Source organism: Pseudanabaena sp. lw0831, from assembly GCF_016584665.1.
Taxonomy (GTDB): Bacteria; Cyanobacteriota; Cyanobacteriia; order Pseudanabaenales; family Pseudanabaenaceae; genus Pseudanabaena.
Genome location: NZ_BBJB01000065.1, coordinates 24387 through 48140, shown reverse-complemented (window position 1 = coordinate 48140; position 23754 = coordinate 24387). Strand labels below are relative to the sequence as shown.

The following is a 23754-nucleotide window of genomic DNA, read 5'->3' as shown; positions in this document are numbered from 1 at the left end:
AGCCCAGCTTTACACGATTTTTACAAGAAATTTGATGAGGCCGATCGAGAAAAACAACTTTAAAACGAATGAGTTTTGACAACTTCAAAGGAGACAGGCAATGCACCTGATCGCAACTGTAAAGCGAGTTCAGTTGCCGAATCTACAGTAAATTGTCCAGTAATGACAGCTCGCCCACCTGTAATGCCTTGACTTTGAAATTCGGCTCCCACTATTGGCGCACTAATGAATTTATCGTCTAGAAAAATGCCTAAAGCGCGACCTGTTCCCGCAATTTCGCTAGTAGTCTTAGCAAATAAAGCACCACCTTTATCATCAAACGTTAGCGTAATTTGCCAAGCACTAGAACCTTTGAATAGCGGGGTAGCATAGGCATCTTTGATCATATTGCCACTTAAGCCTGTGTTTTCAAAGATGTCCTTAAGAGCTTGAACACTCTTTTTATAGATTGCCTCATTTGCCGCGATCGCCTTTTGATCGGTAGAATTTTTAAGAGCTTCACGCTGAGCGATTATCATTTGATAGATCTGCAATCTTTCGTTTAACTTACCTTCCGTACCTTTTTTCTGTTTGCGAAAATCAAGTTGACCAGTTGTCTCAACCACACGATTAGCTTGAGTAGGATCTTTTATGCTTGGTAATTTCACAACTAACTGATTGTTACCAGAGATTTCAACAGATGCTCCAGAAATTCCTAAACCATTAATACGCTTCTCCAAAACGAGTTTGGCTCTTTCCATCATTTGTGGCGTAATTGTGTTAATACCTTGTGCAGGATTGATTTTTGCTTGCAATGTAATCTTTACACCACTTTGCTGGGTTAGGCTCGGTTTTGGTGGCTGACTAAATGATGGTGAAACGCAAGTTCCTAAGCTAGCTGTCAATAACAAAGCAAGTAACTGTTGTCGATTGTTCATATTTTTTAAGTTCATGTTTTTTAAGTACTTGTACAAAATTAAGTTACCCAAACTTACAGGGTTGCGCCCTTGAGGGGTGCAACCCTGTAAGTTTGGGTTTGCAATTAGCCTATGTCTTTAGATATAAATTTTGAGTCGGATCTTGGCATATTTTGCTAAATGCGATCGCAAATCACCAGAAGTAACGCTTTCAGCAAGGAATTTATTAAGCTTTTTAAGACCTAGGAATCTCTTTACCATTAGTTGCATAAAGCTTTGTAATACAGCCTACGCAAATTGTTGCGGGTAAACGGTAAACTATATCAAAGCTGAAATTTAGGTTGGATTTGTGAGATCTCGGATCGAGCGAGTCTTTTCCGAAGACTGGCTAAATTATTATATCGATCTCTTTTTTGGAGCGAACTGACTGTGACTATTTACGTTGGAAATTTGTCTTATCAAGCTGCTAAAGACGACTTAACAAGCGTCTTTTCAGACTACGGTACTGTAAAGCGTGTGCAATTGCCCACCGACCAAGAAACAGGTCGGGTTCGGGGTTTCGCCTTCGTGGACATGGAGGACGATGCTCAAGAAGAAGCGGCGATCGCGGCGCTGAACGAAGCCGAATGGATGGGACGAACCCTTCGCGTTAATAAGGCTAAGCCTCGTGCTGAACGTAGTAACGATCGCCCTAGGGGTCGTGGTTACGCCTAAGCCTATATTAATTGCAAAAATTGCAAATTGCGAAGAATGGCTAAGCTGTTCTCCGCAATTTGTAGCGAGTAAGCCATATAAACCCAAATTTGTAAGGTTGCGCTTCAGAGGGGCGCAATCTTACAAATTTAGGTAGTTAATTTTGTTCAATTACTTATGACCAATACGAGTAGATATTTAAGAGCCTTAAAGCTTTTCTGGTCAACGGCGATCGCCGCCGAACTCGAATATCGGATTAACTTTGCGATCGCTGCCCTAGGCAGTATTGGCAATTTGGCAGGAAGTTTGTTTGGACTATTTTTGTTTTATCGCACTGGTTACACTTTCGCAGGTTGGCGATGGGAAGAAGCGATCGTTGTGCTTGGTATATTTACGATTCTCGAAGGATTTTCCAGCACCTTTCTCGCGCCTAACTTAAGCAAAATCGTGGATCATGTCCAGAAAGGGACATTAGATTTTGTGCTTTTAAAACCGATCAGTAGCCAGTTTTGGCTATCGGCAAGAGCGATCTCACCTTGGGGATTTCCTAATTTAATTTTTGGTGTCGGGCTTTTGATTTATGCAGGCAACAAACTGGGATTAAGTTTGAGCAATTATCTTTTGGGTTTAATTCCCCTGACTTTTGGCTGCATTAGTCTCTACAGCATTTGGTTTATGCTCGGCGCAACTAGTATCTGGTTTGTAAAAATTTATAACGTTACCGAAGTGTTACGCGGATTAATGGAAGCAGGTCGCTATCCGATGGCAGCTTATCCCGCCTCTTACCGTTTCTTTTTTACTTTCATTGTGCCGATCGCTTTTTTGACAACGGTTCCAGCCGAAACGCTCTTGGGACGTGGTGAAGCTGGTTGGATCATCAGTTCGATGTTTTTAGCGATCGGATTACTTTATGTTTCAAATCAATTTTGGCGATTTGCCTTGAAGTTTTACACAAGTGCATCTAGTTAAAACCCATAAAGTTAAGAGGCACGCTTCGAGTGCCTCTTAACTTTATGGGTTTTAATTTATCAAGCTTTTGGTATGCTGATTAGTAATTGACTGCAAATTTATAAAGAACTATGCCTAGATCGCAACGTAATGACAACTTCGTCGATCAAACTTTTACCGTTATTGCCGACACGATTTTAAAACTCTTTCCTGCCAGTCAGAGAGAAAAAGAGGCCTTTGCTTACTATCGAGATGGCATGTCTGCACAAGGTGATGGCGAATATGCCGAAGCATTGGCTAACTACGAAGAAGCTCTTAAGCTTGAGGAAAATTCCTACGATCGCAGCTACGTGTATTACAACATGGGCTTAATTCATGCCAGCAACGGCGATCATGATAAGGCACTAGAGTTTTATGAACAGGCGATCGATCTTAATCCTCGAATGCCACAGGCTCTCAATAACGTGGCGGTGATTTATCACCATAAAGGCGAAAATGCTCAAGATGAAGAACAATCTGAAGAATATTTCAACATTGCTGCCGATCATTGGGTGAGGGCGATTCGCCTTGCGCCGAACAACTACATTGAAGCCCAAAACTGGCTAAAAACTACTGGTAGAGCTGACATTAATTTATTCTTTTAGACTGTTTTCTGAAATTCACATAAGATTTGCTTAGTTCTTTTCCCCAATCTTTAAATAAGGCGTAAGCCCCTTGTTTAAAGATTATTATTAGCTAAAAATTATATAAAGATCATGATTGACAGAGAGCAAGTTCGCCACGTAGCTCATTTAGGACGTTTACAATTAACTGAAGCTGAAGAAATTTCTTTTACTAAGCAGCTAGATAGCATTTTGGACTACTTCCAACAGCTAAATGAACTCGATCCTTTGCTAGAAGGGGTTGAACCGACAACTAGAGCCGTTAATACTGTCAATATTACTCGCCCCGACATATTACAACCCTTTACAGATCGCGAGGTCTTGCTTAACTGTGCGCCCGATCGAGAAGAAGACTTTTTCCGCGTACCACAAATTATGGGTTAGACCTCTATGGATACCTCAGGCAAACTCGATTCGTCTGCATCTAGTTTCAAAATACTCTTAGCTGAAGATAACCCAGTCAACCAAAAGGTAGCCAAACGAGTGTTGAATCACTTGGGATATCAAGCCGATATAGTTAATAACGGTGTAGAAGCAATTAAAGCGATCGCCAACACAGCCTACGATCTGATCCTGATGGATATTCAGATGCCTGAGATGGATGGTTTGGAGACAACCAAATATATTCGTAAGCAGGAATCAGAAACACAACTTCCTCCAATTGCGATCGTTGCTATGACTGCAAATGCCACCGATGACGATCAAAATCTCTGTCGTGATGCAGGAATGAATGATTACATTAGTAAACCAATTCAGATCGAGAAACTCAAAAACCTTTTGCAGTATTACGAATCAGCGAAAACATAAAAATAGAGGCTGTACTTTGTACAGCCTCTAAAACAAAAAAGAGATTGCGCTTTGCGCAATCTCTTTTTTGTTTTAAGCATTAAGCAACTTCTGCTTCTGCAACTTCTACAGCTACAGGTGCATAAACGCTAATTTTCTTGCGGGTTTTGCCAAAGCGCTCAAAAGTCACAACGCCATCAACGGTTGCATACAATGTGTCATCGCTACCGCGACCGACGTTATTGCCTGGGTGAAACTTAGTGCCGCGTTGACGGACTAGGATGCTACCAGCCTTAACGACTTGACCACCGTAACGCTTTACGCCGAGGCGTTTAGCATTAGAGTCGCGTCCGTTTCTTGTACTACCTGTACCCTTCTTATGTGCCATTTGTTTTGTATCCTCCTAATAGTTTAAAGACGCTTATATACAAAAGGCGCAAAGCGCCTTTTGTATGTGATAACTGGTTTTAAGCAGCTTGACCGCTTAGATTGATTGCTTCAACCATGATCCGAGTCAATGGCTGGCGGTGACCGTTCTTTCTGCGAGTTTTCTTCTTAGGACGCATTTTGTATACGATTACTTTTTTCGCCTTGTGATGGCGCATTACGGTAACTTCTACGCTAGCGCTATCAACGATGGGCTGACCAATAGAAATGTCGCCATCCATATTGACAAACAAAACTTTATCAATTGTCAATTTACTATCTTCTTCGGCTTCTAGTAGCTCAACGTCATAAAATCTGCCGACTTCGACGCGATATTGCTTACCGCCTGTTTCAATGATTGCGTAACTCATGGTGTTTAAATATTCAGTAGATGCCGTACAGGTATTGGGAAATTAGTTTCACCTAGTTCCACCAATTTTTTAAATAACCCGATCCGAGCATGAAAGATCGTGCGATCTACAACTATACATGAAATAAACAAATAAATTTTCGCCAAGCGAAAATTTATTTTCAAAAAGTAAAGAACGCATGTGCAGCGCGCATTCTTTACTTTTTGGGGTTTATTTGAGCCAACCCAACCCTACACTTGTCAGTAATAACGCTCCAAAAATTAATCGATAGATTACAAATACCCAAGTCGTATGGGTTTGAAAAAATTTCAAGAGCCATGCGATCGCTAAATACGAAAAAATCACCGATGAGAATAGCCCGATCGCAAGCTGTACTGCGCCAACGTCACCAAACCCTTTCTTAATTAAGCTGATTAACTCAACAAGCCCACCAATGGTGATCGCGGGAATGCCTAGCAAAAAAGAAAACCTAGTTGCGGCAACGCGATCCAATCCTAAAAACAAGCCTGCGGTTAAAGTTGAGCCTGAACGCGATACCCCTGGCATAAGTGCCATCGTTTGTGCTACGCCCATCAAAATGCCGTCAATTACCCGTACTCTTTGAAAATGGCGCTTTTCGGTTTTTCCTCTCTGCCCCAATATTTCAGCTAGGGCGAGTAAACTCGACATCACAATCGAGGCGATCGCGATCGCGGTCAAACTTCGCAAAGCTGATTTGTCATAGTCTGGGACAAAAATTTTAATCAGCAAACCACCACATAAAATTGGGATTGTCCCAAGGGCGATCGCCATTGCCAACTTAAATTCTTGGGACTTGTAGTTTTGCGATCGGACGGCTTTGATACTGCCTAGCGTAATATTACTGAGATCTTTCCAAAAGTAACCAACAACTGCCGCAATACTACCAAGCTGAATCACAGCATCAAAGGATATACCAGCATCTCGCCAGCCAAAAATGGCAGGAACTACCTTCAGATGAGCCGTGCTACTAATCGGCAAAAATTCAGTTAATCCCTGCACGATCCCCAAAACAAAAGCTTGCCAGTATTCCATAAAAATTAAAATTTAGACAAACGACATATATCACGAACCGGCGAAACCCTCAAAAAGTAGATCCGCGAATTTTGCTCGCACATCTACTTTTGGGGTTTCAATTTTCAGCTTTACTGTCATAATAAAAGCTAAAAGTAATTTCTATTTAAACTGGTATAAATATATGGATTGGAGAGTATTAGTCGTATTGGGACCAATTGTTTTAGTAGCTGGTTGGGCAGCTTTTAACCTTGGAAAAGCTGTAATCAAGGGTGAAGCTTCCCTATTTGGCAAGCAAGGTAACAATCCTTTCCAATAACTTCAGCTTAAAGCCGAAATATTAAGAGAGGACGCTTTGCGTCCTCTCTTAATATTTCGGCTTATTGTTAGGTATGTACATTCATAAGCATACATAACGATAAAATAAGCTAAGAAATAAACAAAATTAATCTTGTAAGGTAGCTAAGATATGGCGATCGGAGAATATAAGCCTGGTTTAGAGGGGGTTCCTGCAACCCAGTCCAATATAAGTTATGTTGATGGGCAGGCAGGTTTGCTTGAATATCGAGGTATCCGCATTGAGGATCTTTGCAAGCATAGCCATTTCCTTGAAACCAGCTACTTACTAATCTTCGGTGAATTGCCAAAAGCTACACAATTAGAAGAATTTGAGCACGATCTCACACATAGAAGAAGAATTAAGTATCGCATTCGCGACATGATTAAGTCATTTCCTGATAATGCACATCCGATGGATGCACTGCAAACAAGTGTCGCAGCATTAGGAATGTTCTATCCTCTGGGTAATTTTCATGATGCAGACTACATTTATCAGGCGACAGTAAGACTGCTAGCAAAAGTACCGACAATGGTGGCGGCTTTTCATATGATGCGTCAAGGCAATGATCCTGTGATGCCTCGCGATGATTTGGACTATGCTTCTAATTTTCTGTACATGTTAAACGAGAAGGTTCCCGCTCCCCTCGCAGCCTATATTTTTGATGTATGTTTGACTCTTCATGCAGAACATACAGTTAACGCTTCGACCTTTGCGGCTTTGGTAACGGCTTCGACGCTGACTGATCCCTATGCGGTAATGACTTCAGCGATCGGTACTCTTGCTGGCCCATTACATGGCGGCGCTAATGAGCAAGTAATGATGATGCTCGAAGAAATTGGCTCGGTTGAGAATGTGACTGCTTACCTTGAGCGCAAGATTGAGCGCAAAGAAAAGCTCATGGGCTTTGGACATCGTATTTATAAAGTCAAAGATCCCCGTGCTCTCGTTTTACAGGACTTAGTGCATAAAATGTTTGATGAGTTTGGTCATGATCCTTACTATGACATTGCTCTAGAACTAGAAAAGCAAGCCTATGAGAAGTTAGCTAGCAAAGGGATTCATCCTAATGTGGATTTCTATTCTGGATTGGTTTACAAAAAACTGGGTATTCCTAGTAATTTGTTTACAACTATTTTTGCGATCGCCCGTGTGCCTGGTTGGCTAGCGCATTGGAAAGAGCAGCTTTCCGATAATCGCCTTTTCCGTCCAACGCAGGTTTATACAGGACTACATGATGTAACCTATATGCCAATTAGCGATCGCTAACAGCTATAGCTATCAACAAAGATATTTCTGTACATAACGTGTTCAGAAATATTTTTGTCTGACTGAATATTATTGACCAAATCTATAGCAACGCAAGAGATAGCTAGGACAAATCAAAACCCAAAAGATGAGTGGCGGTGCTTCGCACCGCCACTCATCTTTTGGGTTTTATGTCCTAGCTATCTCTTGCGTTGCTATACCAATACTTTATCGATAAAAATGGGGTGTTCGCATCTCTGCTCCTCCTTCGCTGAAACCGCTCTTTAGCTTTAATTCTCTTTCTTGGCAATTTCCTAGTAGACAGGCACAGAGTTTTTCTCTTTCTCTTTGCCTCTTACTTTCCGCTTAGTCTCTTTTTCTGCAAGCTCTAATTATTTTTGGTTTATGAACTTTAAATGCCTTTCTACGCGGGCTTCGATTACAATCTCAGGATGATTGTATTGCAGATATTGCTCCAATAACTTAATATCTGGCCATTCCCAAACGTAAACAGTCTTAGCAAAATATTGAGAAATATAGGGCTGTAAGGCAATAAAAAATGAATCTCTAAAAATCAACGCTCTTGGCGCATCAATACCACAATCCGTAAAAAAAGTCGCCTTCATTTGATCTTCAGGGTGTTTCTCTACAATATGTTTATGACATGTGGGCAATGGTTTGCGTAGTTCAGGAACCATCTCTTTAAGAAAATATGAAATGTTTAACATATTCGCAATATCCCCTGACTTGTATTCTGTCAATCCAAAATCCTGCCAAGAGTAGTTAATTGGAGCAAGATTTGGATAAAATTTTTGAATAGTGCGGATGATTTCATGTTGTGCGATCGCTGCGCCAAAATCGTTCCAATGAGTATCGGTTTTATAAAACAATTGTCCTTGTTTCTTTGCGGCAAGCAATGTAGGTCTTAAATCTAGGACTGGCACGTCCGAATCTTTCATGTATTCTATTAGTTGATCTAGGCGAGTTTGGTTACCAACTTGACGAATATGCTCAGGCATATATTCTGGATAAATAGAATATTTGTCGGGCACAACTACAAAAAGATAGGGGATTCCTTGCTGCTTCAACCACTTATGTTTTGCTTCTAATCCGATTTTCCAGCTTCTGAGTTCTTCTGGAGTGAAAGGATCATTTCTCCGATAATCCTCAAGACTATTCCCTTCCCCTGGGTTAACATAAAACAGCCAATCATCTAACCCAATCAGCACTTTAGGATTCGAGGAGTTCTTTAAGATGATGCTATACAAAGAATAAACCTGAGCTAGCTGATCGCGTAAGCCGAAATGGTCATTAAAGAACGATTCAAACTGTGACGGGAATTTGAGTATAGTTTTTTGATCCCAATTCAGTTCAGGAAACTCAGCAAGTTTACGTTTTTCCGTCGCCGATTCTTTGCGATTATGGGTTAGTAATAAAGGCAAAAATAGACCAATTATAAAAGTCGCAATCAATAGATTGTCAAATATCCGAGATACTCTGTTTTGATGATTTTCTGGGTGCATGGAGTAATCTGTCTATAGCTTTAAAAGCGATAATAGATAAATGGATTATAAGTTCCTGCTGCTAAACTGGCGGCGGAAATCATAAATAGACTAACTAAAAGAGAATAATACCCACCATATAAAACAGGCTGAAGATGACTAAATTGGGGAGAAATAATTCTCTTTTGCAATTGTATGCCTATCCAACTTGCTATTGGGGTTGCTAATATACAGCCCACAATTAAGATGATTAAGGTTTTTAAATCAAAATAGAGAAGTGTAAAATATTTGATCCCATCAGCATCAGTAACACCAATCATACTGCCTAAATATGCGATCGCTTGACTCAGGGATTCCGAACGAAAAAATACCCATCCAATCATCACTAGTAATAACGTATACAAATGTCGTAATGGCATCCATAAGCGATCGAGATATTTATGCCATCCTATTCTTTCAATCACTAAATAGGCTCCATGTAAGGCTCCCCAAATCACAAAGTTCCAACTTGCTCCATGCCATAGCCCACATAGTAAAAACACTATCCACAAATTGAGATATGTCCGCAGTGAAGAGCCACGATTGCCACCCATAGGAATATACAGGTAGTCTCGAAACCAAGTCGATAGGGAAATATGCCATCTTCGCCAAAAGTCACGCATAGATTGGGCAATGTATGGATAATTAAAATTCTCTAGAAACTCAAATCCAAAAAGTCGTCCTAATCCGATCGCCATGTCGGAATATCCTGAGAAATCAAAATAGACTTGCAATGTGTAGCAAGCAATTCCTAACCAAGCCATACCTGTGGTGACTTCATGCACGGGTACGGCAAAGATTTTATCGGCAACTTCTCCTAACGGATTTGCCATCATCGTCTTTTTGGCTAATCCAAAAATAAATCTCTGAATCCCCGATGAAAACTGTGGTCTAGTCACTGTCCGTGACACAATTTGCTTGGAGACATCATGGTAGCGGATGATCGGCCCTGCAATTAGCTGTGGAAATAAGCTCAGGTATAATCCACAATTAATGGGATTTAACTGTGCATCGGTTTCTTGCCGATAAACATCGATCACATAGGATATTGCATGAAAAGTAAAAAAGGATAACCCAATTGGTAATGGGACTTGAGAATATGCGATCGTTGGGATTGAAAGATTGTGCAGAACTGTGTTGAGGTTGTTGATGAAAAAATTGGCATATTTAAAATAGAATAACAATCCTAAATTGCTGACAATAGAGATTAAAAGTATTTCATGTTCTTTAATGGATACGATCAGTTTTTGTCGCTGAAGATGTAGCATTAGCCCAGCTATATAGTTCAGCAAAATAGAGGCAATCATCAGGAAAACATAAACTGGTTCACCCCATGCATAAAAGATTAAGCTCACGATCAATAGAAAAATATTCCGTAGATACAGTAGCTTTGGGCTAATCAGAAAATATCCTGCTAGGGTAATTGGTAAAAATAAAAATAAAAATAATGCTGAGGCGAAAATCATATTTCCTTTAAAGCTTTGGCTATCATTGCAAGCGAGGCAACTTGTTTAGAAACAGGGATCGCTTTTTTAAGAGCATCAAATAACATGAACTCTCCCAGCCATTTGCTTTTTGTTGATGGTCAATTGAAAGACGACCTAATAGAGTTGCGAAATTATCTTTAACATCAATCTCTAAAATATTGTTTTTGAGTGAAGTTTGTCATAAGTAAATGTCTGGATAGTGTCGTCTTTGTCAGTGATTACCCAGACGATCTTACGACTGATTTTTCAACCAAGCATTCAGGTCAGCAGCAGTTTCAAAATCAAATATTGCCTCGGCTAAATCTTCTAGCTGAACCACAGAAAGTTTGGAAATCCGAGATTTCACCCTAGGGGTTACTTTGCCGAACTTGCGTGTCAGTTGGCGAAGCAGTATTGCAATCTGTCTTTGTAAACCCTCTTGTTTGCCAATTTGCAAACCGCGTTGTTCGCCCTCTAGCACTGCCTCTTGATAGACGCGGGTTTTCTTTAGATCGCTATGGGTAAACATGGCTTCAACCTCTTGACGACTTAGTTTTGGGAATTTGTATACCAATACTGCTTCTATGAATTCTACTACGTTATCTCTCAGATCGGTATTTGTTTCTTTCTCGACTTTTTGGGCTAGGTTTCTTGCCATTTTGGGTGCTTGTTTCTCTGAGGCTAATATTAGCTGAATAATCGCTATGCCAAGGGAGTTTGTTTCTTCCCGAAAGTCTTCTAGATGTATGCGGATGATCCTTCCTGATGTGATTAGTTCTTGGCAGAATTTGTCGGGTGCTGGTTCACAGTTGTGTCTGGCGAATATGGCTACGGCTTGCCAGTCTTGGATGGGGCGATATTGGTTGAGATACAGGAATATTTCAGCTAGGAATTCGGAGTAGAAGTCTTCTTTGGGTTGAAATTGGACTTCTGCTAGAAATATGGGTTTGTCTTGGGCTATGGGCATGAAGATGCCGTCAAACCGAAATGCTTTTTCTTTGATTTCGGCTGAGCTAAATTTGTATCCTTCGGCTTCTGATGTTGGGCGATCGATTAGCTCAAACAGTAGTGTATGGAAGGATTGAAAAAGTTGGTAAAATAGGGTGTCCGTTTTCATGACGATTTAGCTTAGCACGATGTTTGAGCTAAGCAAATATGTTGATTGTGGGCGGATGCCCCCACCCTACATACTTTTCTGCCCTATCAGGACTTATCATCTAGTAATGAAGCGTTGGTTTCTTCGATCGCAACTGACTCAGCATCGGTGACATCGATCGCCACAGTTGGTACAATCGATAGATCGGATTCACTGATCGCTGGCAACTTCTTACGAGACAATTGCATCGCTTCTAAACAAGCATTAATGTTAGAAACTGCTGCATTATAAGCATCAATATTTTGCTTTATGTCACCTTGCAAGCGGCGATTATTATCAATTTTAGCTTGAGCTTCTTTTTCGAGAGTTTGAGCAAGATACGCACGAGCGCGATCGTACTGCTGCAAAATCTCATCACCTTGCTTCTCCGCACCCGCCAATAAATGCGTATTCAAAGTTTGATTGATCGTCTGACGGAAAGTACGAATTACTGTATCCTTGACCTTGAATTCAAAATCTAACTGTAAAAGCTGGCGAATTGCTGGCTCAGACTCAATCATGCTTTGAAAATCGTAGCCACGACAGGCTTGGAATAAAGCTTGTTGCAACTGAAATGAACCCGTATCATTAGCATAAAATGTTGGACGTTCGCGCACATAGCGATCGCATTCCGTCTTAGCTTCATTTACTAATGCATCAGAAGCATTCAACATCACGCTTTGGAGATAACTCTCAGTGCCGCCATCATTACCGAGCAATCGATATAGTTCGAGGTAATAATCAGTCTTTTTGAGCTTCTCAATCAAATTTTGGAAGAAATTGGTAACAATCTCTTTCGAGCATTCCACCAAAACATCCTCTAGCTCATTTGCTAAGAAATAGAATCCCTCAGCCAAAATTCCCATCACTGGAACGACAGAATTACGGCGATGACTAGCCTGAGCGCGTTGATGTACGACAGCAACCGAGAAATTGACAATCAATTCATCTAAACGCTTAACCATTTTGGTTTTAAGCTTCAAATAATCAGCTTCCAAAAATTCATTGCGATCGCTTGCCACAGCAACATTTACTTCTTTGGCAATATCTTCGTAGAGGCGATCGCCAATTTCTTTGAGATCTCGACTGAGCTTCTGCAACTCCTGTGACTTGATCGCGTCAATATCGCGAGGTTGACTTTCTAGTTGTAGCCAAGCTTCCAGATAGGACTGACGCAATGCAATACAAATTGGCTGTAAATCATCGGCAAGATCAGCAAACAGTAAAGGACGCTTCTCCGTGGTTAAATATCGAGTAATTGCCGTGCGAAACTCTTCAATGCCACTATCCTTGATCAATTGACCGATTAGCCCAGTTCCCAAACCCGCGAGTAAGCGCACATACTTCTCATTCTTCACATTCGTTTCTAAAACATTGTAAGGAATTGGGAACTTGATAATATCAAGCTTGCCAGAAACCAGACAATAACTGTTGAATTCATTGACAAACTGCGGTGTCCCTTCCTGACCACCGACTGATTTGATGCTTTCAGAAAATACGGAATTTAACCCAAAGCGATCGCTAGCACTCGTATTTTTAATCTGACTACCATAGAAGCCAAGCAGACCGCTAGTTTTATAGATTTTTGAGCTATTGCGGAATTGGGTGTTGATCGTATTTTGCAGGCGATCGCGCAACTGGTCATTAGTCCAAGTCTCATCAATGCGATTGAACACATAAAATACGCGATCGCGAATTCCTGCATTAGTTTGCATTTTTTCGCTCAGTTCTGTTTCTTCAGAAGTCATCTCCCCAGTTGCCGCTGTTTTCAAGACAAATACCACCGCAGAAGTGTCGGGATGTTGAATCTTGTCAAAGGTCAATGCCGCATCTTTTTTAACTGGCGCATCAATCCCTGGGGTATCGATAATCACATTGCCATCTTCTAAAAGTGGATGATTGCAATAGTATTCCACCCGTTTCAGGACGGCGCTATTTGCGCCACGGCGAGCATAGTCGGCGGCTTTTTTAAGATTCTCAAAACCAAACTGTTCCATTGAATAGGTGGCATTTGCTGTCGATTTAATGCGATCGCGGTTATTCGTGAACCCTTCCAGCAAAAGATTCAAAGCATCAGCATCTTTGGCTCGTTTTGATTTACTCTTACCACCTTCTTGCTCGATCACACTCAGAGCTAGAGTTTGCAACTGCTTGAGCGCTTCAGGTTGATTGATATTTATTGGCGCAACCTGTCCAATTAACTGAGACAGCGCTTGCACCTGTTCGCGTACTTCTACTTCACTGAGAAACGTTAATACAACCCGCTCTTCGCCAGTTTTGGCAAAGGCAATTTTACATTCCGTCCCCGTCGCATGTCCCTCGGCACTATACAGCAACTCCCTTTCTAGCAGCGCGTTAATCAACATCGATTTACCTGCGCTAAAAGCCCCTGCAAAGACAATCTCAAAGGTGGGTGCGATCGCTTTTCTTAAAGAAGACTGAACAACGCTACCATCCTGCTGCGATCGCAAATTTGGCTCCTGCTGCAAAAGTTGTAAGATGGCTTCAACCTGTGCTTTTAAATCTTGACATTGTGGAAAAAGAGTAAGCAGAGTCATACAAGCAGATCCTTGATTTAAGCAAATTTAACGCTCTAGCCTAAATATATCATGTATACACCCGTTAAATTACAGTAATTCAACGGGTATATAAAGAGAATGACGGCGCGAAGCGCCGCCATTCTCTTTTTTGTTTTCATGGTAAATCAACGCATTAGATAGGGAGATTGCAGTTCATTTTGATCGTCTTTGTAATTGCAGATATCAGTCTCTGATCGATAGATATATTCAACATCTTCAGAGGACAAAACTAGTTCTAAATAGAGTTCTCCCATCCATCCACGAATCTTGCTGAGTTGAAAGAAAAGCTGAAACTGTTGATCGCTCAGTAATTCTTGGGTTCTGGCTATTTGTATAGGTGTCATAGTAGTCCCCCTCGGTCTGGATAACATTTCTGAATATCACTATTGTCGGTGCGATCGCTAAATCTGTTGGTGATTCAAACAATACGAAATTAACGATCTTCAACACTCAAAATTACGATTGCAATTACAACAATCAACGATCTAGATCATTAATGAACAGTGATCTCTCAACATTAAACAGGCTGCAAGGTACAAGAAAATTCTTCGTTTTTTATAAAAATAAACTCAATTAACCGAATACAATCTTTCTAATAGCTGATTTTACTTGGCAAGAAAAATGCACTTTATTCCCCAACCAGCTTTCCTTGTCAGAGCTTGCGCCGCGAGCTTAGCGGGTGACACAAGCTTCTATGGTTTAAGTTTTGTAGCTAGTTACGACATAAAATCAGTTAGAGGGCTATACGGAATTGAGCTATTAGGTACGGCAATATGTTGAGAATTCCTGTGATTTTTAGTCAACACAAATCTATTTGGAAAACCTTTATTAATTGCCTCGGTATCACCATCGTCGCATTAGGGTACTATGGGCTTGCCGAAATTTGTCGCCACCTCGCTTCTACTCCTCAAGATGTCACACCTGTTTGGTTTCCTGATGGATTTGCATCAGCAGCCATTTTGCTATTTGGCGATCGCTTACTCCTCGGAGTCCTGATTGGTTCTTTCTTGGCAAATATTTGGGCTTTTCTGAAAACCGATACCACTTTCCATCTATTGCAATCTATTGCCCAAGTCACAATGATTGCGATCGGTACAACTACAGGAATTGGCTTGGGCAGTTATCTATTGCGTCGGGCGATCGGCAGAGAAAGTCCGCTCAGAAATTTTCGGAATGTTTCCCAGTTTTTCTGGTTGACTGGGCTAATGGGAACGATGGTGAATGCAACAGCAGGCGTAACTGCCCTATGCTTAGGCGGCACGATCGCTTGGTCTGTTTATCCAAGTGTCTGGCTAACTTGGTGGGTGTCCAATGTGACAGGTATTTTTGTATTAACTCCGACCCTCTTAAGTTGGAGTGAGATTACCAGCTATAAACTAATCTACTTCTATCGGAAAACCAAGCTTTTACACTTTTTGGAAGCATTGGTGATGTTAGTCATTGTGTTAACAATTTCCCAAACCGCTTTTGTTGGTATTTATCCTATTGAGTATCTGATTATTCCCTGTTTGGTATGGGTAACTTTCCGTTTTGGTCATTTTGCAGCTACTAATTTGATCCTGTTGATTGCCATAATTGCTATTGTTGGTACACTCAACGGCTCAGGATCATTTGCGAGAGTCAATATTAATGAATCCTTACTGTTATTACAAAGTTTTATTGTCGCTACTGTTTCATTTACATTAATTTTGTCAGGAACAATTAATGAACAGCGTCGCAATAGCAATCATTTGAAAAAGTCCCAAATAGAACTACTTCAGAAATCACAACTTCTCACTAAGAGCAATCAAGAACTTACCCAAGCTAAACAATTAGCCGAAGCCGCAAACCGTTCAAAAAGTTACTTTTTGACTAATATGAGCCATGAGTTGCGCACTCCACTCAATGCAATTATTGGTGTCACTCAATTGCTTCAGGACGATGAAAGTGCTTCGCCACAACAAAAGGAAGATTTACAAATTATTTGCAATGCAGGATTTCATTTACTATCTTTAATTGAAGATATTCTCGATATTTCCAAAATCGAAGCAGGTAAAATGGAAATTCAGCCGCTGGATTGTCAGTTTTTACAACTATTGCATGGAGTGAGTGAGAGTTTTCGAGTTTCAGCGCAGAAAAAAGGCATAGACTTAGTTTGCGAGTTTACTCCCGATCTACCCCAGATCATACATACAGATGCCAAGCGATTACGGCAGATTCTCTTTAATTTGTTGGGTAATGCTTTGAAATTTACAGATAAAGGCACAGTGACTTTTGCGGTCAGCAAAATGACTAATCAAGAGTTGATTTCTGATCTCGAATCTTCCGACCACATCAATGTAATCACTTGTTCTTCACATTCCATTTCGCCTACACCTGAAGTTGTATATGTACTATTTGCGATCGCAGATACAGCTGTAGGGATTGACTCTGAAAAACTGAACAAAATCTTTTTACCCTTTGAGCAAGCGGGAGAGAATAAGTTTAAATCTCAAGGTACAGGGTTAGGATTAGCCATCAGTCAAAAAATTGCTAAATTTTTGGGGGGTGAAATTAGTGTAACTAGTGAATTAGGTTTAGGTAGTTGTTTTAATTTACGATTACCATTTGAAGTTGTCGATCCTATTGACTATGGTGAAATCGATCATGATACTCACCAATATCTATTGTCAAAAAATTCTGCTCAAGTGCTAAATTCTCAGCATGGGTTTGACTCCAAATTAGCCCAGCAGTATCCTTTACAAATTTTACTTGCCGAAGATAACCTTGTGAATCAGAAAGTTGCTTCACGGCTGTTTCAAAGATTGGGCTACATCGTCGATATTGCGAATAATGGTCTTGAAGTAATAGAAATGCTGCGATCGCGTACTTATGATTTGGTATTTATGGATATTCAAATGCCTGTAATGGATGGTTTAGAAGCCACAGCAAAGATTTTAGAAGAATGGGACTTTGCTATGCGTCCTCGGATTATTGCGATGACAGCAAATGCCATGCCTAGCGATCGAGAGCATTGCTTGGCGGCAGGAATGGATGATTTTCTTAGTAAGCCTATCAAAATTGAAACTTTAATTGCTGCCATTAAGCGATCGCAAGTTCGCCTTTTGTCATAAACAGTTAGAGAGTTCGCTTTGCGAACTCTCTAACTGTTTATAAGCTTGGATAGTCTGTATAACCTTTCTCATCGCCTCCGTAGAAGGTATTGCGATCGGGTGTATTCAAAGGTGCATTGGCGGCAAAACGTTCTACTAGGTCGGGGTTAGCAATGTAGAGACGACCAAAGGCAACCAGATCCGCAGCACCAGATGCGATCGCGGCGTTTCCAGTCTCAAGGGTATAACCACCCGCAGTAATAATCGTGCTATTAAAAATCGGGCGGAAGAAGTCAGCTCCAAGATCGGGTTGATCTTCAGCAGAACCAAATCCTTCGACTCTGGGAGCGACTAAATGCAAATAGGCAAGATTAAAGCGGTTTAGTTCCTTAACTGCATACCCAAAAGTCACAGCGCGATTGGAATCATACACGCTACCAAATGTGCCGCTAGGAGAAAGTCTCACACCTACGCGATCGCTACCCCATACATCCACAACCGCTGCTGTTACTTCCAACAATAGACGGGCGCGATTCTCAATTGAGCCACCATAAATATCGGTGCGATGATTAGTATTGTCCTGCAAGAATTGATCTAATAGATATCCATTGGCACTATGAATTTCTACTCCATCAAAGCCAGCTTCGAGAGCATTCTTTGCGCCGATGCGATATTGTTCGATAATTTGAGGAATCTCATCTAATTCCAAAGCGCGAGGCGTGACATAGGGCTTCATGCCTGTATAAGTAAAGACTTCTCCTTCAGGTGCGATCGCTGATGGAGCAACAGGTAACTCGCCATTAGGCTGAAAATCTGGATGCGAAATCCTTCCTACATGCCAAAGCTGTAAAAAGATTTTCCCACCCTTTGCATGAACTGCTTCGGTCACCAAGCGCCAGCCTGAGACTTGTTCATCAGAATAAATCCCTGGAGTATTCGGATATCCCTGACCCTGTGGACAAACCTGTGTCGCTTCTGTGATTAGCAATCCTGCTGAAGCCCGTTGCGCATAGTGCAAGGCATTTAAAGCTGTGGGGACGTTGCCAGTAGCAGCACGATTGCGAGTTAAAGGAGCCATCACAATCCGATTTGGCAATGTATAACGACCGAGCTTGACGGTCGAGAGAAGAGGAGCGCTCATAGGATTAATGTGTGAGTGTTTGAATTTCTATTGTTCGATTATATGCGAACAATAGAAATTTATGCAACATTATGAGAAAATTAAGACAATCAAAATGGCAAAGCCATTTTGATTGTCTTAATTTTCTCGGCTTTTTGTAATGCGCCAATATCACCACCCCGATCGCGACAATATTTCTTTAACCGATGTACTCTATGGACTCAGCGATCCGACGCGCTTACAAATTGTGAAAATGTTGGCAACCAAAAAAGAGATTACCTGCGGCGAATTTTGTTTGGAAATGAGCAAATCCACACAATCGCACCACTATAAGGTTTTGCGAGATACAGGCATCATGTATACGCGCCTAGAAGGAACTCAACATCATAATTCTCTACGACGCGAAGATTTAGATGCTAGATTTCCAAATTTATTAGATGCAATTTTACATAGCCTAGATTAAGGGCGGTGCTTTGCAACTATTTTAATCACCCGAACCCAAAGATTTTTACAAGTGTTGCGAAGCAACACTTGTAAAAATCTTTGGGTTCGGGTTTGAGGTCAAAATGCAGTAATTTAGCGGGCTGAACCGCGATAGATGCGATTAGCTTGCTCAGGTGACATCCATGAAGGTAGATCTCCAGCATTTTTAGTCTCTACTTGCTGGGAACCATTCTGATACGCCGATGGTATGGGAGGGGCATCAGTATGGGCAAAATGTTCATTTGACGAGCCGTTTGGATTGGCTAACAAAGTTTGCGGAACCTCAAAATCATCAGTCTCAGGATTGTAGGCAAGTACTTCGCCTGACTCAATGTCATAAATCCATCCGTAGATTGACATCTTGTTTTGATGCAATTTAGAGCGAATTACGGGATAGGTTTTTAGGTTTTCGATCTGGGTGACGACGTTCTCTGCCATCGTGATCGCCATCAGCTCTTCACCTTTAACATCAGCATAGTTTTCTTGAATCAATCGGCGAGTTGACTCAGCATGTTGCAGCCATTCATAGACCAAAGGCATCTCGGTTCTCAGCTTTTCTAACTTGAGTAACCCTTTCATCGCCCCACAGTTTGAATGCCCACAGATAATTACCTGCTCGATCCCCAGAGCATGGATCGCATATTCGATCGCAGCGCCTTCACCACCATTCGCAGCACCAAAGGGCGGCACTAAATTCCCTGCATTACGGATGACAAACAGTTCGCCAACACCTGACTGAGTAATGAGATGCGGCACAATCCGCGAATCGGAGCAGGTAATAAACAACACACGCGGCTTTTGTCCATCGGCAAGTTGTTCAAAAATCTCTTGATTGGCAGGGAAATAGGACGATTGAAACTTGTGTAAACCCTTTAGTAGCTTTCTCATATACCAGTGTTGACCTTGGATGCCGCAATTTATCGCTTTATTGCTTGTGTGTATTGCTTACTGTTTAGTGTATAGCGCTTTGCGCTCCAGAAAGTGAAATGCGGCGCGAAGCGCCGCATTTCACTTTCTGGGTTTAATCAAAAGCTTTGCAAAGCTTTTGATTTTCTATACTTGAGGAATGGCGCACCACATCGATCGCGTTAACTGAAAGCCAATCTTTACCGATAGGCGATCACCATTGATGAGGTGTTGATGAGTCTTTTTTAAAATCTCATGAGTGGCGCAGTATATTCTTGCCACGGCATATTTGCGATTGGGGAGTAATACCCGCAGAAGTAACATCGTGCCACTTGACCATGCGATCGTCCGAAACTTGGTGTTCTTCTTTGGGGCAATCCATTGAAAACGTCGGCCACTAGCTTGCAAATACGCACCAAAATCGCTCATTACCAAAGGTATATTTGTCAGCATAGAGTTTATTAATTGACTTGACTGAGAATATTCTAATTATGTTAGAACCAACATAAAACCAAAAAGAGAGTTGCGGCGCGGAGCCCCGCAACTCTCTTTTTGGTTTTGAATGCCTATAGCTATATTTATTTGGGTTGCAAAAAAGCTAAAATCGCGAAGATACGCTTTGCGTGTTTTAATTCGTATTTGCTATACATACAACTGGAAATCATGGCAGTAGATCTGACTCGCGTTCAACCACCTCTCAAAGTTTATCCGCCCAAAGCCAATCAATTTATATTGAAAATCATACGGCTGTTAACGCCCTTTTGGTTGCGGTGGCAATGTGGCATCAAGCAGATTGAAACCCGCTATGTCGATCGCCTTGTTGAAGCCACAAAAAAGTTTCAGGATGGCAAATCACGATATATGCTTGCTTTTCGGCATCCCAGCACGGATGATCCCTTTGCGATGTTGTATCTGCTCGCCTACGCTGTGCCAGAAGAGGCAAGAGATATGGGCATCAAGTTAACGACATTGCCCCATAGTGGGTTTGTGTACGATCGCGGCATTTCTCTATGGGCAGGAGATTACGTCAATTGGTTATTTCCAGCATTAGGAGGGATTTCCATTTTTCGCGGTAAGCTCGATCGCCTTGCCCTAAGCTGGATGCGTAAACAAATTACACATGGTGATGTGCCTCTTTCGATGGCTCCTGAAGGTGGTACAAATGGCAAAAGTGAGACAGTTGCCGAACTAGAACCAGGGATTGCTCAGATTGGATTTTGGGCGGCTGAGGATTTGCTTAAAGAAGGGCGTACCGAGGAAATGTTAATCATTCCTGTGGGGATTCAATACGAATATTCGACTCAGGCTTGGGGAAAAATTGATCAAACAATCATCACGATTGAAAAAGAATGTGGAATTAGTAAACCCGCGATTACACCTGATAACCGCTATCAAAGACTTTACGATTTGGGTAGTTACCTAGTGAAATGGGTCAGCGATTATTACAAAGCTTTCTATGGCAACTACGCCAAAGTTAACATCGAAAATACCAATCCCGATAATTTAGCAGCAAATTTGGAGGAGCTAGCCGATCGCATTTTGAGTGTTGCGGAAATGAGTTTTGGGATCAAGGCAAAGGGTTCACCAATTGATCGCTGCCGCCGCCTCGAACAGGCTGGATGGGATCGGATCTTTCGTAATGACATTAATGATATTGAGCAATTATCTGGGGTGGAGCGTGGCTTTGCTGATCAATTAGCGCTCGAAGCTAACTATAGCAACTGGCATATGCGAATTGCCGAAAGCATTATCGGTGTCACCAGTGATTATGTCCGCCAACATCCTAGCCCTAGTCGCTATATTGAAGTTTTGAAATTAATGTGGAGCGTGTTACAGCGCGTCACTGAGCGAAATCAAGATTCTGCTTTTAAAGAAACTCCTAATTTTGGCGATCGCAAATTAACGATCTCAGTTGCCGAACCTTTATCAGTGTCAGAGCATCTAGCCGAATATCAATCTAGCCGAGCTGCCTCCAAGGAATGCACCCGCAAACTTACTGAAGATATCCATCGTGCGATGAAAGATTTGGTCGTGCCATCAGTTCTATAGCTACAGTCACTTTTCGTATGGCAAATCAAAACCCAATAATTGATTGGCGGCGCTCCGCGCCGCCAATCAATTATTGGGTTTTATGTCTAATGCCGCTTCGCGGCGTTTTTTATTTAAGCATACAGACTTTGACAATCTTCGAGATTGAGGCGTGATCGCGTCGCAATATTCATTGACGAAGTTTCGCCACGAGCGAAATGAATAGCCCCTGCACAGCCAATCATCGCGGCATTGTCCGTACAAAGACTCAAGGGTGGAAAAACTGCCCGAATGTCATGCTCTGCGGCACTGGTCACAAGGCGCGATCGCAAAGCACTATTTGCCGCCACACCGCCAACTGCCACGATTGTCGATAAGTTATGTTCAACTGCACATTTAATCGTGCGGGTTACCAGAGCAGTAGCAACGGTTTCTTGAAAACTGGCGGCAATATCGGCGATCGGTAACTCTTCGCCATTGGGACTAAGTTTTTGGGTCAAGCGCAATACTGCGGTTTTTAAACCACTAAAGCTAGAGTCATAAGGGAAATCAGGAATACGTCCTTGCGGTAATTTGTAAGCCTTGGGATCTCCCGCGATCGCGATCTTGTCAATTGCTGGGCCCCCTGGATAGCCTAAACCTAGCAACCGCGAAACTTTATCAAACGCCTCACCCGCCGCATCATCGCGAGTTTTGCCCATTACCTGATAGTCGGTATAGTCCTTGACCAAAATAATGCTGCTATGTCCACCTGAAACTAATAGACATAAAAATGGTGGCTCTAAAGTTGGATCAGCCAATAAAGCCGAACAGATATGCCCCTCAAGGTGATGCACCGCTATCAAAGGCTTTTTATGTAACATTGCCAAGGTTTTTGCCGCCGTCACACCGATCATCAGCGAACCAATCAGCCCTGGGGCAGTCGTCACCGCAATCCCGTCAATCTCAGCCCATGTTTTGCCAGATTCGCGATATGCTTGCGCGATCGCAGGATTAATCGTCTCCACATGTTGCCGCGCCGCAATCTCAGGCACAACACCGCCATAAAGCGCGTGAGTTAAAATTTGCGATGAAACTACACTACTGAGAATTTGGCGATCGCATACAACCGCCGCCGCCGTTTCATCACAGCTAGATTCGATCGCAAGAATAGTTGGCATTACTAAACAAAATTAAGATGATCTAACTGCCGCATCGCGGCAGTTAGATCATCTTAATTGATAATTTACTTTACAGGATGTGAAGATTGCTTTACCTAGGCGCGATCGCTGATATAGGATCTGAGGCTAAGTTCTCAAACGAAAATCTCGTTATTTTTGCCTATCTTATCAAAGGTAAATTAAGGTCAGTCCATGAAAAGACTTTTTGCTCTCATTCTAGTTATTAGCCTGTGGTTTGGCATTAGCCTTGCTGCAACCCCTGCTGCATACGCAGAATTCTCATTCAATGCTTTGACTCCTTGTGCAACCTCCTCTGCTTTTCAAGATCGCTTGACAAGTGAAGTTGATGGTTACACAGCCCGTCTAGCTAATTTCAAAGCTGGTAGCGGCCCTGCTGAATACCTCAAAGGTAAAATTGCCCAAACCGAAGCTCGCTTTGCAAAATATGCCAACTCTGGCTTGCTTTGCGGTGAAGATGGCTTGCCTCACTTGATCAGCGATGGTCGTTGGAGTCACGCTGGCGAATTTACCATTCCCGCCTTGATGTTTCTATTCATCACAGGTTGGATCGGCTGGGTTGGTCGTGCTTATTTGATCGCGATCCGTAAGGACAAAGCAACCGCAGCTCAAAAGGAAATCATCATCGATCTTCCTCTTGCTATTAAATGTATGCTAACTGGATTTGCATGGCCCCTTGCTGCTCTTAAAGAGTTTGGCACTGGCGAACTGTTGGCTCCTGAAAATGAAGTTACCGTTTCGCCTCGCTAGTTTCTATATCTAGCGATCGCTTTGCTAACTTTTCCAGAGTGTGGCGACAAATGTTTTAGCACTCTGGAGAAAAATTAAAACTATCTAAAAGGAGAAAT

General features: G+C 41.9%; 24 protein-coding genes. 11 read left to right on the top strand and 13 right to left on the bottom strand.

Features of this window, described 5'->3' with window-relative positions; genetic code table 11:
• Positions 1 to 59: 59 nt before the first annotated feature.
• Positions 60 to 932 carry a preprotein translocase subunit SecD gene (gene secD / locus APA_RS12910; RefSeq protein WP_201322678.1) on the bottom strand — a complete coding sequence of 291 codons (873 nt, stop codon included), beginning with the start codon at positions 930 to 932 and terminating at the stop codon, positions 60 to 62.
• 393 nt (positions 933 to 1325) lie between these two features.
• On the opposite strand from secD, the gene APA_RS12905 reads away from it, so the two are divergent.
• The 5 genes from APA_RS12905 (at position 1326) to APA_RS12885 (ending at position 4006) form a co-directional block, all read left to right on the top strand.
• Positions 1326 to 1610 carry an RNA-binding protein gene (locus APA_RS12905; protein WP_094528637.1) on the top strand — a complete coding sequence of 95 codons (285 nt, stop codon included), beginning with the start codon at positions 1326 to 1328 and terminating at the stop codon, positions 1608 to 1610.
• Positions 1611 to 1766: 156 nt separating this feature from the next.
• Positions 1767 to 2558 carry an ABC transporter permease gene (locus tag APA_RS12900; protein ID WP_201322677.1) on the top strand — a complete coding sequence of 264 codons (792 nt, stop codon included), beginning with the start codon at positions 1767 to 1769 and terminating at the stop codon, positions 2556 to 2558.
• A 110-nt stretch (positions 2559 to 2668) separates the two neighbouring features.
• A complete protein-coding gene (locus APA_RS12895; protein WP_201322676.1) occupies positions 2669 to 3181 on the top strand; it encodes a photosystem I assembly protein Ycf3 in 513 nt (170 codons plus the stop codon).
• A gap of 111 nt (positions 3182 to 3292) precedes the next feature.
• Positions 3293 to 3583: an Asp-tRNA(Asn)/Glu-tRNA(Gln) amidotransferase subunit GatC gene (gene gatC, locus APA_RS12890; RefSeq protein WP_201322675.1), complete on the top strand. Its 291-nt coding sequence runs from the start codon at positions 3293 to 3295 to the stop codon at positions 3581 to 3583.
• Between the two features lie 6 nt (positions 3584 to 3589).
• A complete protein-coding gene (locus tag APA_RS12885) occupies positions 3590 to 4006 on the top strand; it encodes a response regulator (protein ID WP_201322674.1) in 417 nt (138 codons plus the stop codon).
• 79 nt (positions 4007 to 4085) lie between these two features.
• Here the strand turns inward: APA_RS12885 and rpmA are convergent, their stop codons facing one another.
• The 3 genes from rpmA to APA_RS12870 all read right to left on the bottom strand — a co-directional run bounded on the left by rpmA (position 4086) and on the right by APA_RS12870 (position 5835).
• The gene (gene rpmA / locus APA_RS12880; protein WP_009629204.1) at positions 4086 to 4373 is read right to left on the bottom strand and encodes a 50S ribosomal protein L27; all 288 of its coding nucleotides are present in this window, start codon (positions 4371 to 4373) and stop codon (positions 4086 to 4088) included.
• A 79-nt stretch (positions 4374 to 4452) separates the two neighbouring features.
• Positions 4453 to 4782, bottom strand: a complete 330-nt coding sequence (gene rplU / locus APA_RS12875; protein WP_142655909.1) for a 50S ribosomal protein L21 — start codon at positions 4780 to 4782, stop codon at positions 4453 to 4455.
• A gap of 210 nt (positions 4783 to 4992) precedes the next feature.
• Entirely contained in the window at positions 4993 to 5835 is an 843-nt protein-coding gene (locus APA_RS12870; RefSeq protein ID WP_201322673.1) for an undecaprenyl-diphosphate phosphatase, read from the bottom strand.
• A 163-nt stretch (positions 5836 to 5998) separates the two neighbouring features.
• Between APA_RS12870 and APA_RS12865 the strand changes: the two genes are divergently transcribed.
• A complete protein-coding gene (locus tag APA_RS12865) occupies positions 5999 to 6133 on the top strand; it encodes a photosystem II protein Y (RefSeq protein ID WP_201322672.1) in 135 nt (44 codons plus the stop codon).
• Between the two features lie 150 nt (positions 6134 to 6283).
• Positions 6284 to 7420, top strand: coding sequence for a citrate synthase (locus APA_RS12860; protein WP_201322671.1), 1137 nt, complete (start codon positions 6284 to 6286; stop codon positions 7418 to 7420).
• Positions 7421 to 7791: 371 nt separating this feature from the next.
• On the opposite strand, the gene APA_RS12855 is transcribed toward APA_RS12860, so the two are convergent.
• The 5 genes from APA_RS12855 to APA_RS12835 form a co-directional block, all read right to left on the bottom strand.
• Entirely contained in the window at positions 7792 to 8922 is a 1131-nt protein-coding gene (locus tag APA_RS12855; protein WP_201322670.1) for a hypothetical protein, read from the bottom strand.
• Positions 8923 to 8942: 20 nt separating this feature from the next.
• Positions 8943 to 10406 (bottom strand): MBOAT family protein, encoded by a 1464-nt coding sequence (locus APA_RS12850; RefSeq protein WP_201322669.1) that lies wholly within the window; start codon positions 10404 to 10406, stop codon positions 8943 to 8945.
• 253 nt (positions 10407 to 10659) lie between these two features.
• The gene (locus tag APA_RS12845) at positions 10660 to 11523 is read right to left on the bottom strand and encodes an Rpn family recombination-promoting nuclease/putative transposase (protein ID WP_201322668.1); all 864 of its coding nucleotides are present in this window, start codon (positions 11521 to 11523) and stop codon (positions 10660 to 10662) included.
• Positions 11524 to 11609: 86 nt separating this feature from the next.
• Positions 11610 to 14099, bottom strand: a complete 2490-nt coding sequence (locus APA_RS12840) for a dynamin family protein (RefSeq protein WP_201322667.1) — start codon at positions 14097 to 14099, stop codon at positions 11610 to 11612.
• A gap of 146 nt (positions 14100 to 14245) precedes the next feature.
• Positions 14246 to 14464, bottom strand: coding sequence for a hypothetical protein (locus APA_RS12835; RefSeq protein ID WP_201322666.1), 219 nt, complete (start codon positions 14462 to 14464; stop codon positions 14246 to 14248).
• Between the two features lie 429 nt (positions 14465 to 14893).
• On the opposite strand from APA_RS12835, the gene APA_RS12830 reads away from it, so the two are divergent.
• Positions 14894 to 17212, top strand: coding sequence for an MASE1 domain-containing protein (locus APA_RS12830; RefSeq protein WP_201322665.1), 2319 nt, complete (start codon positions 14894 to 14896; stop codon positions 17210 to 17212).
• Positions 17213 to 17249: 37 nt separating this feature from the next.
• Here APA_RS12830 and APA_RS12825 read toward each other — a convergent pair whose 3' ends face one another.
• Positions 17250 to 18332, bottom strand: a complete 1083-nt coding sequence (locus APA_RS12825) for an alkene reductase (RefSeq protein WP_201322664.1) — start codon at positions 18330 to 18332, stop codon at positions 17250 to 17252.
• 139 nt (positions 18333 to 18471) lie between these two features.
• Here APA_RS12825 and APA_RS12820 point away from each other — a divergent pair, with 139 nt between their 5' ends.
• A complete protein-coding gene (locus tag APA_RS12820; protein ID WP_201322663.1) occupies positions 18472 to 18774 on the top strand; it encodes a helix-turn-helix transcriptional regulator in 303 nt (100 codons plus the stop codon).
• A gap of 113 nt (positions 18775 to 18887) precedes the next feature.
• On the opposite strand, the gene APA_RS12815 is transcribed toward APA_RS12820, so the two are convergent.
• Both APA_RS12815 and APA_RS12810 read right to left on the bottom strand, forming a co-directional pair.
• The gene (locus APA_RS12815) at positions 18888 to 19682 is read right to left on the bottom strand and encodes a carbonic anhydrase (protein ID WP_201322662.1); all 795 of its coding nucleotides are present in this window, start codon (positions 19680 to 19682) and stop codon (positions 18888 to 18890) included.
• A 165-nt stretch (positions 19683 to 19847) separates the two neighbouring features.
• The gene (locus tag APA_RS12810) at positions 19848 to 20153 is read right to left on the bottom strand and encodes a hypothetical protein (protein ID WP_201322661.1); all 306 of its coding nucleotides are present in this window, start codon (positions 20151 to 20153) and stop codon (positions 19848 to 19850) included.
• A 210-nt stretch (positions 20154 to 20363) separates the two neighbouring features.
• On the opposite strand from APA_RS12810, the gene APA_RS12805 reads away from it, so the two are divergent.
• Positions 20364 to 21749 (top strand): 1-acyl-sn-glycerol-3-phosphate acyltransferase, encoded by a 1386-nt coding sequence (locus APA_RS12805; protein ID WP_201322660.1) that lies wholly within the window; start codon positions 20364 to 20366, stop codon positions 21747 to 21749.
• 113 nt (positions 21750 to 21862) lie between these two features.
• On the opposite strand, the gene tsaD is transcribed toward APA_RS12805, so the two are convergent.
• A complete protein-coding gene (tsaD, locus tag APA_RS12800; protein WP_201322659.1) occupies positions 21863 to 22888 on the bottom strand; it encodes a tRNA (adenosine(37)-N6)-threonylcarbamoyltransferase complex transferase subunit TsaD in 1026 nt (341 codons plus the stop codon).
• Positions 22889 to 23080: 192 nt separating this feature from the next.
• Between tsaD and APA_RS12795 the strand changes: the two genes are divergently transcribed.
• Entirely contained in the window at positions 23081 to 23656 is a 576-nt protein-coding gene (locus APA_RS12795; RefSeq protein WP_201322658.1) for a Photosystem I reaction center subunit III, read from the top strand.
• The last annotated feature ends 98 nt before the right edge of the window (positions 23657 to 23754 follow it).

Coding starts and splice junctions, on each gene's coding strand:
- APA_RS12865 (WP_201322672.1), top strand. CDS start 5,999: ATGGATTGGAGAGTATTAGTCGTATTGGGACCAATTGTTTTAGTAGCT.
- secD (WP_201322678.1), bottom strand. CDS start 932: ATGAACTTAAAAAATATGAACAATCGACAACAGTTACTTGCTTTGTTA.
- APA_RS12850 (WP_201322669.1), bottom strand. CDS start 10,406: ATGATTTTCGCCTCAGCATTATTTTTATTTTTATTTTTACCAATTACC.
- APA_RS12840 (WP_201322667.1), bottom strand. CDS start 14,099: ATGACTCTGCTTACTCTTTTTCCACAATGTCAAGATTTAAAAGCACAG.
- APA_RS12885 (WP_201322674.1), top strand. CDS start 3,590: ATGGATACCTCAGGCAAACTCGATTCGTCTGCATCTAGTTTCAAAATA.
- APA_RS12810 (WP_201322661.1), bottom strand. CDS start 20,153: ATGCTGACAAATATACCTTTGGTAATGAGCGATTTTGGTGCGTATTTG.
- APA_RS12900 (WP_201322677.1), top strand. CDS start 1,767: ATGACCAATACGAGTAGATATTTAAGAGCCTTAAAGCTTTTCTGGTCA.
- APA_RS12795 (WP_201322658.1), top strand. CDS start 23,081: ATGAAAAGACTTTTTGCTCTCATTCTAGTTATTAGCCTGTGGTTTGGC.
- APA_RS12805 (WP_201322660.1), top strand. CDS start 20,364: ATGGCAGTAGATCTGACTCGCGTTCAACCACCTCTCAAAGTTTATCCG.
- APA_RS12825 (WP_201322664.1), bottom strand. CDS start 18,332: ATGAGCGCTCCTCTTCTCTCGACCGTCAAGCTCGGTCGTTATACATTG.
- APA_RS12835 (WP_201322666.1), bottom strand. CDS start 14,464: ATGACACCTATACAAATAGCCAGAACCCAAGAATTACTGAGCGATCAA.
- rpmA (WP_009629204.1), bottom strand. CDS start 4,373: ATGGCACATAAGAAGGGTACAGGTAGTACAAGAAACGGACGCGACTCT.
- APA_RS12820 (WP_201322663.1), top strand. CDS start 18,472: ATGCGCCAATATCACCACCCCGATCGCGACAATATTTCTTTAACCGAT.
- APA_RS12830 (WP_201322665.1), top strand. CDS start 14,894: ATGTTGAGAATTCCTGTGATTTTTAGTCAACACAAATCTATTTGGAAA.
- APA_RS12855 (WP_201322670.1), bottom strand. CDS start 8,922: ATGCACCCAGAAAATCATCAAAACAGAGTATCTCGGATATTTGACAAT.
- APA_RS12815 (WP_201322662.1), bottom strand. CDS start 19,682: ATGAGAAAGCTACTAAAGGGTTTACACAAGTTTCAATCGTCCTATTTC.
- APA_RS12870 (WP_201322673.1), bottom strand. CDS start 5,835: ATGGAATACTGGCAAGCTTTTGTTTTGGGGATCGTGCAGGGATTAACT.
- gatC (WP_201322675.1), top strand. CDS start 3,293: ATGATTGACAGAGAGCAAGTTCGCCACGTAGCTCATTTAGGACGTTTA.
- rplU (WP_142655909.1), bottom strand. CDS start 4,782: ATGAGTTACGCAATCATTGAAACAGGCGGTAAGCAATATCGCGTCGAA.
- APA_RS12845 (WP_201322668.1), bottom strand. CDS start 11,523: ATGAAAACGGACACCCTATTTTACCAACTTTTTCAATCCTTCCATACA.
- tsaD (WP_201322659.1), bottom strand. CDS start 22,888: ATGCCAACTATTCTTGCGATCGAATCTAGCTGTGATGAAACGGCGGCG.
- APA_RS12860 (WP_201322671.1), top strand. CDS start 6,284: ATGGCGATCGGAGAATATAAGCCTGGTTTAGAGGGGGTTCCTGCAACC.
- APA_RS12895 (WP_201322676.1), top strand. CDS start 2,669: ATGCCTAGATCGCAACGTAATGACAACTTCGTCGATCAAACTTTTACC.